Genomic DNA, 1283 nt, shown 5'->3' on the forward strand with positions numbered 1-1283 from the left:
GCTGCTGCTGTGGGACATGCATCGCCGCGTGGATCATTCCGTGGTGCCTGAAGGCAAGACCGTGGTGCACTTCGCATTCTCCGGAGTACGTGGACATTCGCGGAACTGGTGGCTCGTCATCAATTCCGGCGAAGTAGACATGTGCGATATCGATCCGGGTTTCGACGTCGCAGTGTCGGTCGCCGCAGGCTTGCGACCGATGACCGAGATCTGGCGCGGTAACCTGACCTGGTCGGACGCCATACGGTCCGGCGACGTCACCATTTCGGGGCCCGCAGCATTGCGTCGCAGCTTGCCTTCCTGGTTCGAACTGTCGACTTTCGCATCGATTCCGCGCCCTGCTTAACACATCCTCACCAGCACCGTTCCGTCCTGTTACAGAGCTGTTGCAGACCGTGACACCGTCGACGAACGGTGACCACCTGCCGGTGACACTGACCGAGAAGTCTCTGTTGTATGCCCAGCCACCGCGGAATCATCCGCTTCGTCGCACTCGGTGCAGTCGTGCTCGGTGCGGTCGCGCTCAGCGCGTGCTCGTACACGGAAGAAGCAAAGCCCAAGAGCGGTAACTACCTTGCCACTCAGCCTGATTCAGGGCCAGCAGGTGGCGAGATCGAGGGCGGCATCAGCGTGCAGGACACTCACGTGCCGGCTCTGGCCCGTCTCGATTCCGCCCTACTCGCGGCGTTGCAGTCGGCAGCGGCCGACGCACAGGCATCCGGGGTTGCCATGCACGTCAGTTCGGGTTGGCGATCCGCTGCGTATCAACAGCGGTTGTTCGACGAAGCCGTCGTCAAGTACGGCAGCGTGGACGAAGCGTCCAAGTGGGTGCACTCCCCGAGTCTGTCGAAGCATGTCAGCGGACAGGCCGTCGACATCGGACCGACCGATGCCGATGACTGGCTCATCCAGCACGGCAGCGATTACGGCCTCTGTCAGACCTACGCCAACGAGATGTGGCATTTCGAGTTGGCGACCACTCCCGGTGGGGAATGCCCGCCACAACGAAGCAACCCCTCGGACGAGAGAGCGGAAGGCTGATCATGACACGAGTCAAACCAGCGAGACTGATTGCCGCACTGGCACTCTTGATCCTCGGAGTCGTCGAATTCGAATTGGCGGTCAACACCACCGGTGGCCAGATCGTCGACCAACAACTCATGGTGGGCGCGGCCACCTCAGAAGGCCTCGGTGTCTTCTCCACCGAGTTCATCGGCCTCGTCACTCCGATACTGATAGTGGGAGGAGTGCTCGTGGCGCTCATGATCACATTGCGCAACAAC

3 protein-coding genes are annotated in these 1283 nt (G+C 61.3%); all 3 read left to right on the plus strand.

What is annotated here, in order from left to right:
- A partial coding sequence (locus tag ABT116_RS47260; RefSeq protein ID WP_351647549.1) for a hypothetical protein occupies positions 1–346 on the plus strand: 346 nt, incomplete at its 5' end.
- 110 nt (positions 347–456) lie between these two features.
- On the plus strand, positions 457–1041 hold the full coding sequence (locus ABT116_RS47265; protein WP_351647551.1) for a M15 family metallopeptidase: 585 nt from the start codon (positions 457–459) through the stop codon (positions 1039–1041).
- Between the two features lie 2 nt (positions 1042–1043).
- Positions 1044–1283 (plus strand): hypothetical protein (locus tag ABT116_RS47270; RefSeq protein ID WP_351647553.1); only part of this gene is annotated, 240 nt, incomplete at its 3' end.

The organism is Streptomyces sp. NPDC002130, from assembly GCF_040296465.1.
Classification (GTDB): domain Bacteria; phylum Actinomycetota; class Actinomycetes; order Streptomycetales; family Streptomycetaceae; genus Streptomyces.